Consider the following 13177-nt stretch of genomic DNA (forward strand, 5'->3'; position numbering starts at 1 on the left):
GTGTTTTCTAGACAATTACACTATACCAAATGTTGAGGTGCTTTTTTATGTCTATTTTTCATTGTCAATGAACATTTATGAACTATAACTAACCTTACAGCTAGTTATGTTATGCATTATTTTTTATGTGCGAAAGTTGAGTTATACATATTTACTATTTAGTCTAATTCCAGATTAAATTCTCCATTTTGCTGTTGATTCCCATCAAAAATGAAGAAAAGAAGGCCTCAAAAAAAGCTATAGTACTGGTTATGACCGGTTTGAAAAGCAACAAACATTGCGAATATATCCTTTTATTTAAAGGCTCTTTTCGTATACATTGTAGCTATTTCATCTGATTTTTGACTAAATCCTCCAATTCATTGTTGATTTCTATCAAATACAGACGAAATGATGCCCAAAACAAAGCTCTATCACAGATGATTAACTGATACGAAAAGCCAGAACCTTTGCGAAAACAGCCTATTTAAATTCATCAACAAATTATGTTCCTGTTTAGCTCAAGATAGCTTGCATTTTCTTAAAGTAAAATCATTTATTGAAAAAAATAAATGATTTTACTGAAAATAAGAGCCTGAATCTTTCAAGTATCGCCAACAACATCACAAAGCTAGTTTGTGGAATTGACCGTATCTCGTTCATATAAAAAAGATTCCAAATCAGTAGAAGACATTGGTTTGGCAAATAAAAACCCTTGACCGTTTTGGCATTGTAAATCTCTCAGTAATTGATATTGTTCCTTTGTTTCAATGCCTTCTGCTGTTACGCTTAAATGCAAATGTTTGGCGATGCTTAAAATTGCTTTTACAATTTCTTTGCTTTCCTTACTTTGAGCAATTTCATTAATAAAGGAACGGTCAATCTTGATATGTCTAATTCCTAATAGCTTGAGATAATTTAGTGAACTGTGACCTGTACCGAAATCATCAATTGAAATTTTCACTCCTAAATGGCGTAGTTCTGAAAATATTTGCACAGCTTTATTTACATTGGTCATAGCTAATGATTCTGTGATCTCGAGATCTAGACTGTCAGCCGAGACATTTGCTTGAATTAGAGCATCACGAACGGTTTCGACAAAATTGGGTTGCTCGATCTGTTTGATAGATACATTGACAGCAAGCTTTAGGGGCTGTTGAAACATTTGCTTCCATGATCGTAATTGACGGAGTGATTCTTTTAAGACCCACTCCCCTATGTCAACTATTAGTCCAGTTTCCTCAGCAACAGGTATAAACTCTGAAGGAGGAATTTGCCCGCGTTGGGGATGATTCCATCTTAGTAATGCTTCAAATCCTGTTAATTTTTGATTGGATAGGTCAAGTTGGGGCTGGAAATAAATGTATAACTGTTTGTTGGCAAAAGCTAGCTTTAAGTCTTCTTTCAATTGAATGGTTTCTTCATACTCCTTAATGAGTTGTTTAGTAAAATAGGTGAATTGATTTTTCCCAGCTTCTTTCGAATGATACATAGCAAGGTCTGCGTGTTTCATTAAGGTCTCAGCATTAGTTCCATCGAAAGGATAGCTAGCTGCTCCAATACTAGTAGTAACGGAAAAATTTCGTTCATAAATAGTCGTTGGAATGGTGATCTCTCTGATGATCTGATTAAGTAAAACGTCTATGTCAATTATAGACTCTTCAGGGTAGACCACGACAAATTCATCGCCACCAAGTCTTGATACAAATCCCGATTTATCTACTATATTTGTTAATCTATTCGCTATTCTCTTGAGTAATTCATCACCAAAGTTATGTCCGTAGTAGTCATTAATATGCTTAAAAGAATCTAAATCTAAAAATAACACATGAAATGGGTTTCCAATCGAAATTTTATCGATGATATACGATTGTAAAAACATACGGTTAGGCAAATGTGTTAATTGATCATGTAGTGCAAGGTATTCTAATTTTTCATTGTTTTTTCTTAATTCATCGTGCTTTTCATCGTATTGTTTTTCACTGTAGAAAATGGTGAATAATATTAAAATTAGAATCGTAATTAATTCAGCTACAAAGAAATCTATATTTTTAACGACATTTAATCCTTCTAGAACCGTTAGTATGGATCCATAAATAGCATAACTACTAGTTAATGAAAAGAAAAACTGAAACCAAAAGGAAACATAATTATTATTTTCGTTTTGATCGATTCGTATTTGCTTAAATATTCGAAGGATAAGAAAATAAGAGGTAATAAACAAGATGAGCGCCACAGATAATTGAAAGGGGTCCCATTCGATAATACCGGACACTTTAAAAATGAAAAGGACGGGGAGTATAGTCGAAATCGTTCCGTAAAATAAGCTTAATATAAACATATCAATTGAAGAGACATCTTGTGAAAATAGATTTAATAGCGTGTAGCTGATTAGAAGGTAGAATAATGTAGATAATATAAAAATAAATAGGAAAGTGCTCCAGTAAACAGCAATATTGATAAAAAGCCCATTCGCAAATAAGGTTAGTAAGGTTGAAAACCATAAACCTAGCGACAGACTAAGAGAGTGAACGAACATAAAGAGCCATTTATTTTTCGGCAACTGCCGATAATAAAGAAAAAAAAGATTAATCAACGTAATGAATAAAACAGGGAGGAATATGTAGTATGAGTTTTGCATAATCTTACCTCCTGGATATAGGTGATAGGTTCTTATTACCTAGTAATATTTTACTAGAAAAGCGTTGATTAAGCAATTTTGATAGTGGGAGAGAGTGTAATAGATTTTGAGAACAAGCTACATAGATTAGACATAATAGTTTTATAGGGGAATTTTTTGAGGATTAGGAGTTACTGATTCAAAAGAAATAATCCCTGTTCATTTCGCATAAGAGGACATAAAGAAAGGGGTAGTTGAGGCAGAAAGCTTTGGATACGTTTACTCTGATTTGGTGATTTTTTCATGCATGGTTTAGGGTGTACCAAATCATTAATGTGTTCGTAAATATTTTAGTTGATGAATTTAAAAATCAAAGCAATCCTTCGTTGTCGTAGTGATTTCGTATAGAAAATAGTGAAAGGTACCAAAAAACACCTATTATTAACAGCGCTTACAATTTATTGAAGATCGATTCTTAGATATTGCTTCTTTTTAACATACTTTTCCATGGTAGCATGGATATCTTCAATGTATTCGTTCAAAGACAAACGAAAAGATGCCACTAAACTAATTATTATAACGGTATAAGTACTGCTATGACCTGCAACTTTCTTTGCTAAAGTAGCACTAAGAAAATAAAAACGAGCTACAGCCAAAACTGTATGCCCGTTTTTTTTGTTTAATGGTCAGCCATTTTGGCATTGGGTTTATGATAGACAGCTAGCTGCTCAATGAGTGAGGAAGAATCTGGATTTAACCCTACAATGCTCACTTTCTTACCAGCTTCTCTATACTTAAGGACGATTTTATCTACTGCAGCTACAGCTGAGTCATCCCATAAATGGGCGTGAGTAAAATCAATTTTAATTTTTTCAGCTTGATCTTTAAAATCGATGGAAGCAATTAATTCTGAAACAGAGGCGAAAAAAATCTGTCCTCTTACTGTGTAAACTATTTCTTGGGTCATATCGTCCATCATAGATGTTACGTGAACTCTAGATATCTTTGCCGCAAAGAAAATAGCGCTAAGAAGAACTCCTGCAAGAACACCTTTTGATAAATCATGCGTTTTGACAACCGTTGCAACGGTTGCAATCATAACAATTGCGTCTGTTTTAGGCATAATATGCAACTTTGTTAAAGAGGACCAATCAAAGGTTCCAATTGAGACCATGATCATGACCCCAACAAGAGCGGCCATGGGAATTTGAATAAGAACATCATTGAGTAAGATGATTAATACTATTAAGAACATGCCGGCTACTAACGTAGATAACCGGCCTCTTCCGCCAGATTTTACGTTAATAACAGACTGACCAATCATGGCACAACCCGCCATTCCACCAAAGAATCCTGATACAATATTAGCTATTCCTTGACCACGGGCTTCTCTGTTTTTATCAGAATCAGTATCGGTCATGTCATCGACGATTTGTGCAGTTAATAAAGATTCTAGTAAACCTACTAGCGCTAAGGCAAAGGAATAAGGAAGAATAATTCTCAAAGTTTCAAAGTTTAATGGAATATCAGGTAATAGAAACAAAGGTAATTTCTGAGAAAGCTCGCCCATATCACCAACCGTTCTAACTGATGATCCAGATACGATCGCAATAACGGTAATGACGACGATGGCAATTAACGGTGAAGGAATTGCTTTGGAAAATCTCGGCAAAATATAAATGATAGCAAGACTCCCTGCAACCATTGCATACATCACCCATGTTTCATCAATAAAATGAGGAAGCTGAGCTGTGAAAATTAATATTGCTAGCGCATTAACGAATCCAACCATGACGGATCTTGGGATAAATCTCATGAACTTCCCGACTTTGAACAGTCCAAAAATAATTTGAATAATTCCTGTCAAAATGGTCGCAGCAAGCAAATATTGCAAACCAAAATCCTTAACTAATGTGACCATTACAAGTGCCATTGCTCCTGTTGCAGCAGAAATCATTCCTGGTCTACCGCCGACAAAGGCAATAACGACTGCGATACAAAAGGAAGCATATAGGCCAACCATTGGGTCTACCCCTGCAATTATCGAAAAGGCAATCGCCTCTGGGATGAGGGCTAGAGCCACAACAATTCCAGAGAGAACATCTCCTCTAATATTTCCAAACCACTGTTCTTTTAATGTTTGTGTGTTCAAACTGACACCTCTTTCTAATATAGTAATTAGGAGCTTATTTTAACAATGTAATCCGGATCAAACGAATCTACAAAGCTACACTCTTAAACAATCCGAGCTAAATACAACGGTATGAATTATATCATTCTCTTATTAGATTACATAATGTCGTGTAAGCGTTTTATATCCTTTGTTACTCTTTATATCTCTTAAATGCGCTCATTTTCATGAATTGCTACAAAATATACTATTTTCATAGTTAAAGCAATTGTCAAAGTTTCTTGGATACATTAGTGGTAAACTAAAGAGGGAAATGTGTATTGTTGTTAGGAGGAGTAGAGATGTTTCAAAAAATTTTATTGGCATCGGACGGCTCAAAGCATGCTTTGCGAGCGGCAGAAAAAGCAGCCCATTTAGCTCACTTGGATCAGGACGCTACGGTAACAATTGCATTCGTTGTGGATGGTTCAAAATCTAAGTCAGATGTCCTGTCTCAAGAAAGTAGAGAATTAATTGAATACAAAAGGAAAGAGAGTCTTCATGAGACTGAGCGTTATTTTGAAGAACAAAATGTCCCTTTTGAAGTGAAAATCCTCAAAGGTGAACCAGGACCGACCTTAATTAAGGTTGCAAATGAACAGGAGTATGATCTTGTCATTCTAGGAAGTAGAGGCTTAAACACGTTACAAGAAATGGTTTTAGGGAGTGTTAGCCATAAAGTTGCGAAGCGTGCTAACTGCCCTGTAATGATTATTAAATAAGACCTATTTTTTATTTTAAGTGGTAATTTAAATACGAAATAATAATTTTGGACCCAGCTTTATTACGTATTAGATACTGCAGCAAAAGGCATCACTCTTTGTGATAGGCTCTTTTCGTATCCATTGTGGCTATTTCATCTGATTTTTGACTAAATCCTCCATTTCATTGTTGATTTCTATCAAAAACAGACGAAATGATGCCCGAAACAAAGCTATATCACAGATAATTAACTGATACGAAAAGCCACAATCTTTGCGTAAACAGCCTTGTGATATCAGTCCTAAATTGAGAGACTCAGCCTCAGTGCTGAGTCTTTTTTTAAGGCTCTTTTCGTATCCATTGTGGCTATTAAATTTACTTTTAATGAATTCGTTCAAAAACAGGTGGAAAGATGTGAGAAACCTATTTTTTAACAGAGGAAGCAACATTATTTGCGAATGCAGTCTTATAGAAAGGCTGTTTTAGCAAATATTGTGGCTTTTCGAATAGGGATATATCCCATGATTTGTATGACTTCGTGCTCTTTTCCAAATGAAAACTTCTCCATTTCTAGATAAAAAGTAAGAAATCAGTCGAAAAAACCTAACTGCTTGTTTTTACTTTGTGCCAATAGCAACAAAGTACACGAAAAGAGCCTATAGAAAAACCAAAAGCTTACCTGATATTTGTGAAATTCTCGTATAAATTAGTAAATAAACACTTATTCCTTTTTTCTTAATCAAAAAATATCTATAATATAATTTAAATATTAAGGTTGTTTTCGCAAGACTCTTTTCGCAAAGATTGTAGCTTTATGAATTATTCCTTATTACGTGATGAAAAATAACTTCGAGCATATTTTCGGAATTTTTTCACCTCAAAATAAGGAAAGAAAAGAGTGCTGCCATCCGTTTTTATATACACGAGCTACAAAGAATGCGAAAAGAGCCAATATTAAAGAGAATAAGGGTGATAGTGAAATGTTGAAAAAATGGATTGAAATCTTTTTTGTTTCCTTACGATTAGGTCTTACTTCATTCGGGGGTCCAGCAGCTCATTTGGCCTACTTTCGTGAGGAATATATAAAGAGAAGGAATTGGTTGGATGAAAAGAGCTTCGCTGATTTAATTGCATTGTGTCAATTTCTACCAGGTCCAGCGAGTAGTCAGGTCGGTATTTCGATAGGCATGGTACGAGGTGGAATCTTGGGCGGAGTGATTTCCTGGTTAGGTTTTACCCTTCCTTCAGTTCTTGCACTTGTTTTATTCGCTTATTTCGTTGAAAGTGGTGATATGATAAATAGTAGTTGGATTCATGGTTTGAAGCTAGTAGCAGTCGCAGTTGTAGCGCATGCTATCATTGGGATGGGGAAGAAGCTTACTCCCGATCGCGAGCGGATGACCATTGCTATCCTAGCTGCAATTGCCACTCTATTGGTTCCAACCGCGATTGGACAATTAGTCATTATAGCTGTGGCAGCTCTGATTGGATATGGATTGTACCGCTCTGAAGAGATAGAGAAAGCTCCTCATCTTCCAATAAAAATCAGCAAAAAGCTAGGGGTTTTATCCTGGTTCTTGTTTTTTTCTTTATTGGTAATTCTTCCACTCGGAAAGACTATATTCACAAACCTATCTTATGCGATTTTTGATACATTTTACCGTGTAGGCTCGCTAGTATTTGGAGGAGGACATGTGGTTCTACCTATGTTAGAGAGAGAAGTGGTTCCAAATGGATGGCTTTCAGAAGAAATGTTCTTAACTGGTTACGCAGGGGCACAGGCTGTACCCGGCCCGCTATTCACACTTTCCGGATTTTTAGGTGGAGCGATTGGTGGCTGGCAAATAGCGATGATAGCAGTTATTGGCATATTCCTTCCCTCATTCCTCTTATTAATTGGAACACTGCCTTTTTGGAATACGATTCGCTCGTTGCCGTATGCACAAGGTGCGTTGAAGGGTGTAAATGCTGCTGTTGTTGGGTTGTTGCTCGCCGCTTTGTACAACCCTGTATTTACAAGTGCTGTCTTAAATGGTGTGGATCTTGCGGTAGTATTACTTGCGTTTAGCTTGTTGCATTACTGGAAGTGGCCAGCCTGGTTTATTGTTATTTTTACAGCCTTTTTAGGGTTTCTAACTTCTTTCCTCATGTGAAAATAAAATTTGAGCAAGTGGAGCGATTAATACTAGCTTCACTCTTTTTTATGGATTGGGTGTTTAACTTGATAATGACAAATGACAAGAAATTGTTTCCCTCACTGATGATAACAAAAGGCTGTTTTCGCAAAGTTTATTTCTTTTCAACCCGGTCTACAACCGTTGATATAGCTTTGTTTCAGAGCATCTTTTCGTCTTTAATTGATGGGAACCACAAGCAAAATAGGGTTTTTAAATAAATTTAACTAAATAGCAATAATGAATATGATATGAGGCAAACAAAAAAAGAATCCGGTCATTTATGACCGGATTCTTTAGGAAATCCTGTTTTTAACAGCAATAATTAGTAAACGTTAACCTGTCGGCTTCCGTTTTTTTGTTTTGGTAATTTAATTGTCATACATTACCGGAAAAGAGCCCTATAATCCGTATTGAATTATGGCACATCATGTCCCATTGAACTTTGAAGAATTTCGAACCATTGGTCATGATTCAAAGAAAGAGACAAGGAGTTAATTGCGGTTTGAATGCGTTCCTTTTTTCCAGAACCGACGATGGGCATGATTTTAGCAGGGTGCTGTAATAGCCATGCAAATAGTACTTCATCGATTCCTTTTGCACTAATCTCATCTTGGATTTTCGTTAAAGTTTCACGAAGACGTTTTCCTTTTTCATCTTGAGCAGTAAAGACTTTCCCTCCAGCAAGGGGAGACCATGCCATAGGTTTGATACGTTTTTCCTGGCAAAGATGAATCGTGCCGTCGTCAAAATTTTCGAGCTCATAGGCAGATAATTCAATCTGATTAGTGATGAGCGGGTAGTCCAAGTAAGATTGAAGCATTTGAAAATGAGAATTTTTGAAGTTAGAAACGCCAAAGTGACGAACCTTTCCCTCTCTTTTGAGAATGTCGAATGCTTCGGCAATTTCAATGGGATCCATAAAGGGACTTGGGCGATGTAATAATAAAACATCAATATAATCCGTTTTTAAATTCTGCAACGAATTTTCAACTGAAAGTAAAATATGTTCCTTTGTTAAATTGTAGTGATGTGTTTGATGAGTAGGACGCTTATCAGCTGGAATGACAATTCCGCATTTAGTGATTATCTCCATTTCCCCTCGAAGCTCAGGCTTTAATGATAGGGCATCGCCAAACAATTCTTCACAAGTATATCCACCATATAGATCCGCATGGTCAAAAGTAGTAATTCCTTGCTCTAAACAATACTCAATTAATTCGAGTGTTTCTTCTTTTGAATTATTCCAATCATTTAATCTCGATAAACCATGAACTAATCGAGAGAAGGAAAGACCATCTGCCATTTGTATACGTTCCACTAAAATTCCTCCTTGAAATAAAAAAAATATTTTCAGTTTCTTTGATTTACAACAATATGTATCTGCTTCATTATAAACATTTCTTATAAGTGGGTAAACAATCTTATTCTATACCCTAGCCTGTTTTTACAGGGCTCTTTTCGCATACTTTGTTGCTATTGACTCAAAGAAAAAACAGGCAGTAAGGTTTTTTCGACTGATTTCTTACTTTTTATCTAGAGATGGAGAAGTTTTCATAAGGAAAAGAGCACGAAGTCATACAAATCAGGGGATATATTCCTATTCGAAAAGCCACAATCTTTTCGAAAACAGCCTTTTACACTTATATTGGTTGTTAAAAAGTAGAAAAGACAACTAAATAAGCGATTTTTATGCTCTTTTAGTCTAACCACTTCTTGATTTGTCTAATTGTTCACTGTATGAAAAGAAGAAAAATTTCTATAACTGATTTTGCAAAGCTTGTTGCTTTTCGAACCAGTCAATAATCGATGATAAGGCTCTGTCTCGGGGGCATCATTTCGCTTGTATTTGATGTGAATCACCAGCGAATTGAAGGTTTCCTTCTAAAATTAAACTATAAATGAAACAATGTATACGAAAAATGTCCTTTATTAAAGGCTCTTTTCACATACTTTGTTGCTTTAGCATCAAAATGAAGGGAAACACTCTTTTCATTCCTCATTTTGGGTTGAAAATGATGCGAAAAGATGCCCCAAAGTCAATCTTCATCACGAATTGAGGGCTATTCGAACAGCCACAACCTTTGCGAAAAAAGCCTTAATAAGAGAAACAAACTTTAGAAAATGATAATTCAAAATGGTTGCGTCATTTTCATTTATCTGTCATAGTGAAATTGACTGAATTTAATATTAGAGTATTGTAGGGGAACCAGTGTTGCTGGTTGAGAGAGTAGTCATAAGCTACGGACCCTTGAACCTGATCTGGTTGATACCAGCGGAGGAAACATGTTCAATTTTTTTGTTTATGTGCGCCTAGGTATCTATCTAGGCGCTTTTTCATGTACATAAGACTATCAGGATCTCTAGTATTCCGTCATCAAAGAAATAAGATCACATATGAGGGGGAAAAGAGATGAAAAAATGGCTATTAGGGGCAGTTGCTATCATATTCATTCTGGCTGGTTGTGGAAATGAGGAGGAGAGTAACACAAGTAGTAAGGAATTAAAAAAGATTTCCGTGGTGCTTGATTGGACTCCGAATACGAATCACACAGGTCTATACGTTGCAAAAGACAGAGGGTACTTCAAAGACGAAGGGCTAGACGTCGAAATCATCCTACCAGGTGAAGCAGGGGCAGATCAACTCGTTGCGTCAGGCAAAGCTGATTTTGGGATAAGTTATCAAGAAAGTATCACTCGTGCAAGAGTTGAAGATGTTCCATTGGTTTCAATAGCTGCGATTATTCAGCATAATACTTCGGGTTTTGCGTCACCAAGTGGAAAAGAAATTCTTAGCCCGAAAGATTTTGAAGGGAAAACCTATGGTGGTTGGGGGGATCCTGTTGAAAAAGCTGTGATGGAATCCGTAATGAAGAGTGAAAATAGCGAAGTGGATAAAGTAGAGTTTGTAAATATGGGATCAAGTGACTTTTTCACCGCAGTGAAAAGAGACATTGATTTTGCTTGGATCTACTATGGGTGGACAGGGATTGAAGCAGAGTTGCGCGGTGAAGAACTGAATATGGTGTATTTAACGGATTACTCAAATAAGCTAGACTATTATACACCTGTTTTAGCTACGAATGAAAGCAAAATTGAAGATGATCCAGAAGTAGTAAAGGCCTTTTTAGCGGCGGTAAGCAAAGGTTACAGAGACTCGATTGAAAATCCAGATGAAGCTGCCGAAGTTTTATTGACAGCTGTTCCAGATTTGGATGAGGAGCTAGTCAAAAAATCACAAAGCTGGCTCGCAGACAAGTATCAGGCTGATGCTCCACGTTGGGGTGAACAAAAAACTGAGATTTGGGAAAACTATGCAAATTGGATGTTTGAAAATGGACTGATGGAACAGAAGCTTGAAGCAAATGAAGCCTTTACAACACAATTCTTACCAAAATAAGGGAGAAGATAGCGATGGGAAATTCTTTAGTGAGTATTCAAATTTTGCCGAAAACGGAACGTGGTGAAGATGTAATACCATTTGTCGATGAGGCGATTAAAGTAATTGAAGAATCTGGTGTGTGCTACGAGGTTCATCCACTTGAAACGACGATGGAAGGTGAATTATCTGAATTATTTTCGATCATTCAAAGAATGAATGAAAAAATGGTGCAATTAGGATGTCCGAATGTAATTTCTCAAATAAAAGTTTTGTATCAACCTTCTGGAATTATGATGAATCAATTAACGGAGAAATATCGATGATAAGAGCGATATTTCTCAAAGGATGGAGACCATTTATGGTTCTCCTCCTTTTCTTTATTTCATGGGAGTTTTCAACAAATATTTGGAACATTCCTGTTTGGATGCTTCCAGGTCCACTTCAAATAATAAAAGAATTTATTGCTGTATGGTCTTTTTTTTATGAAGATGTTCTAGCAACAATTTGGCTAACTCTTTTAGGCTTTTTTATTGGAGGTTCATTTGGTTGGGGAACAGCTATGGTGTTGCATCGTGTTCCTCTTTTACGGGAGGCTTTTTATCCATTCCTGATTTTGTCCCAGAATATTCCGATTATTGTTCTGGCGCCACTTTTAGTCATTTGGTTTGGTTTTGGCCTTTTACCCAAATTGATTGTCATCACCTTAATTTGTTTCTTTCCTGTAGCCGTTTCGACGTTAGATGGATATAAACAAACCTCATCTGAATTATTGCATTACATGAAAATGGCTGGTGCAACGAAAAGGCAAATTTTTTGGAAATTAGAGTTTCCCTCTTCTCTTCCAATGTTGTTCTCAGGTATAAAAATTTCAGCAACCTATAGTGTAATGGGGGCTGTTATTTCAGAGTGGCTAGGGGCTAAAGCTGGAATCGGTGTCTTTATGACTCTAGCTTCTTCATCGTTTCAAACCGATCGTGTCTTTGTGGCAATCTTGACCATTATGTTTATCAGTTTACTTTTCTTTTGGGTGATTGTATTGGTTGAAAAAATTGTATTGAACGGAGGGAAGTACGATGAATAAGTTAGAGCTAAAAGATGTGTCGAAGAGATTCGGGGAAAAGGATGTATTATCGCGAGTTAGCCTCACCATTAAGCAAGGGGAATTTGTCACATTACTTGGTCCTTCAGGAAGTGGAAAAAGCACTATATTTCACCTCGTTGGTGGGTTGTTAACTCCAGATAGTGGCGAAATTTATTTAGAAGATCAAAAAATCAATGGAAAGGCCGGACATATTTCGTATATGCCTCAAACTCCTTCATTATTACCATGGCGGACGGTAATAGAAAATGTTCTATTAGGTCAAGAATTAGTAGGTGAGGTGAATGAAAAAGAGGCAAAAAACATGCTACAAAAGGCAGGTTTAGCTGGTTTTGAAGGTGCATATCCTCATGAATTGTCAGGTGGAATGAAGCAGAGAGTTTCATTTATTAGAGCCCTATTAAGCCCACAGCCCTTTATATTATTAGATGAACCTTTTTCTGCACTAGATGAATTAACACGTTCCGATATGCAAAAATGGCTCCTATCTGTTTGGGAAGAGGAGAGGCCAGCTGTTTTATTTATCACACATAATATAGAAGAGGCACTTTTTCTTTCGGATCGTGTATTGGTGTTATCAGATAGACCAGCTTCGATAAAAGCTGAATTTCAAATTCCATTTGAACGACCAAGGAGAGAAGAAATTCTCCTTTCAATGGAGCTTTTAGAGTGGAAAAAGAGATTATATTTTGAATTATACTAAGAAATTGATTGTAATATCATTTAATAAATCTGCTTTCGCGAAAATTGTTATATTTGCTATCTGAATAAAGTTTTTCTAATTATTAAGGATGGAACTAAAATGGACCGTCCTTTTTTTGATGCTTTTTCTGGCAGTGCCCTCTTTATTTCCAATTGATATTTATCATATTTCCTCAGAAACTACAAAAAATAAAGTTATATTGAAAGGATCTTTTTATACGAAAATGGGTTTTGATGCTGATTTTGACACAAAAAAGCACCCTCCCTAAAATGGAATGACCATTTTTAAAGATTGGCTATGGCACCATTACTTGATTTAAGCTGGTTTTGATTTTTGGATATCTACCTC

The 13177-nt window shown here is 36.1% G+C and carries 9 protein-coding genes and 1 riboswitch; of the genes, 6 read left to right on the plus strand and 3 right to left on the minus strand.

Going from position 1 to position 13177, the window contains the following annotated elements:
* Positions 1-610 precede the first annotated feature (610 nt).
* Both U8D43_RS20480 and U8D43_RS20485 read right to left on the minus strand, forming a co-directional pair.
* Complete coding sequence (locus U8D43_RS20480) at positions 611-2620, minus strand: EAL domain-containing protein (protein ID WP_335873001.1); 2010 nt, start codon at positions 2618-2620, stop codon at positions 611-613.
* A 658-nt stretch (positions 2621-3278) separates the two neighbouring features.
* Positions 3279-4751 carry a SulP family inorganic anion transporter gene (locus U8D43_RS20485; protein WP_335873002.1) on the minus strand — a complete coding sequence of 491 codons (1473 nt, stop codon included), beginning with the start codon at positions 4749-4751 and terminating at the stop codon, positions 3279-3281.
* 320 nt (positions 4752-5071) lie between these two features.
* Here U8D43_RS20485 and U8D43_RS20490 point away from each other — a divergent pair, with 320 nt between their 5' ends.
* Together U8D43_RS20490 and chrA are read left to right on the plus strand one after the other, a co-directional pair.
* Positions 5072-5491 carry a universal stress protein gene (locus U8D43_RS20490; protein ID WP_335873003.1) on the plus strand — a complete coding sequence of 140 codons (420 nt, stop codon included), beginning with the start codon at positions 5072-5074 and terminating at the stop codon, positions 5489-5491.
* A 960-nt stretch (positions 5492-6451) separates the two neighbouring features.
* A complete protein-coding gene (gene chrA / locus U8D43_RS20495; protein ID WP_335873004.1) occupies positions 6452-7624 on the plus strand; it encodes a chromate efflux transporter in 1173 nt (390 codons plus the stop codon).
* A 439-nt stretch (positions 7625-8063) separates the two neighbouring features.
* Here chrA and U8D43_RS20500 read toward each other — a convergent pair whose 3' ends face one another.
* Positions 8064-8966, minus strand: a complete 903-nt coding sequence (locus U8D43_RS20500; protein WP_335873005.1) for an aldo/keto reductase — start codon at positions 8964-8966, stop codon at positions 8064-8066.
* 871 nt (positions 8967-9837) lie between these two features.
* A riboswitch (TPP riboswitch) is annotated at positions 9838-9946 on the plus strand.
* A 112-nt stretch (positions 9947-10058) separates the two neighbouring features.
* Between U8D43_RS20500 and U8D43_RS20505 the strand changes: the two genes are divergently transcribed.
* The 4 genes from U8D43_RS20505 to U8D43_RS20520 are packed head-to-tail and all read left to right on the plus strand — an operon-like array spanning position 10059 to position 12829.
* On the plus strand, positions 10059-11045 hold the full coding sequence (locus tag U8D43_RS20505; protein WP_335873006.1) for an ABC transporter substrate-binding protein: 987 nt from the start codon (positions 10059-10061) through the stop codon (positions 11043-11045).
* Positions 11046-11059: 14 nt separating this feature from the next.
* On the plus strand, positions 11060-11350 hold the full coding sequence (locus U8D43_RS20510; protein WP_335873007.1) for a thiamine-binding protein: 291 nt from the start codon (positions 11060-11062) through the stop codon (positions 11348-11350).
* On the plus strand, positions 11350-12108 hold the full coding sequence (locus tag U8D43_RS20515; protein ID WP_442893639.1) for an ABC transporter permease: 759 nt from the start codon (positions 11350-11352) through the stop codon (positions 12106-12108). Before U8D43_RS20510 ends, U8D43_RS20515 begins: the two co-directional genes overlap by 1 nt.
* The gene (locus U8D43_RS20520; RefSeq protein ID WP_335873009.1) at positions 12101-12829 is read left to right on the plus strand and encodes an ABC transporter ATP-binding protein; all 729 of its coding nucleotides are present in this window, start codon (positions 12101-12103) and stop codon (positions 12827-12829) included. The genes U8D43_RS20515 and U8D43_RS20520 overlap by 8 nt, the downstream gene beginning before the upstream one ends.
* Positions 12830-13177: the final 348 nt, after the last annotated feature.

Source organism: Bacillus sp. 2205SS5-2 (assembly GCF_037024155.1).
Classification (GTDB): Bacteria; Bacillota; Bacilli; order Bacillales; family Bacillaceae_K; genus Bacillus_CI.